At 72.2% G+C, this 650-nt stretch carries 1 protein-coding gene; it reads right to left on the reverse strand.

Features of this window, described 5'->3' with window-relative positions; genetic code table 11:
• Positions 1-460, reverse strand: a 460-nt coding sequence (locus tag ACFR9S_RS13395; RefSeq protein WP_379818872.1) for an ABC transporter ATP-binding protein, incomplete at its 3' end; no start/stop codon positions are given.
• Positions 461-650 lie beyond the last annotated feature (190 nt).

The raw sequence follows: 650 nt of genomic DNA on the forward strand, positions 1-650 counted from the left end.
GGATCAACAGGTCCGGGTCGCCGACCAGCGCGATCGCCAGCGCGAGCCGCTGCTGCATCCCCTTCGAGTACCCACCGGCCCGGCGGTCGCGTGCCGCCGGCTCCAAGCCGGTCCGGTCGAGCAGCGCGTCCGGGTCGTCGTCGGCGCCCTTCGCCGCGATCGCGTAGTCGAGGTGCTCCCTCGCGGTCAGTCGGTCGTACGTGCTGTACCCCTCCGGGAGGATGCCGATCCGGCGGCGGAGCTCGCGTGACTCGGAGCGAACGTCGTGACCGAGGACGCGGCCGCTCCCCGCCGTCGGCCGGACCAGCCCCAGCAGGATGTTGATCGCCGTCGACTTCCCGGCGCCGTTGGGACCGAGGAAGCCGAACACCTCCCCCTCCCGGACCGTGAGGTCGAGACCGTCGAGCGCCACCACGTCGCCGTAGCGCTTCGTCAGATCGTGCGTTTCGATCGCTGCCATCGTTGGCGTCGACTCGTTGGCCCGGCCCCATAACCCGGGCCGCACGGTTTCAGAACCAGAAACCGCGAGCGGCGGCGGTGACGCGTGCCGTCGGTGCCAGCCGGCGGACCGACGGGCGTCGACGATCACGTAAGCGCGTGGACGCCGGCGGCGTCGCCGTAGTAGACGCGGTCGCCGGCCAGCGCGAGCG

Source organism: Halolamina salina, assembly GCF_042678005.1.
GTDB classification, from domain to species: Archaea; Halobacteriota; Halobacteria; order Halobacteriales; family Haloferacaceae; genus Halolamina; species Halolamina salina.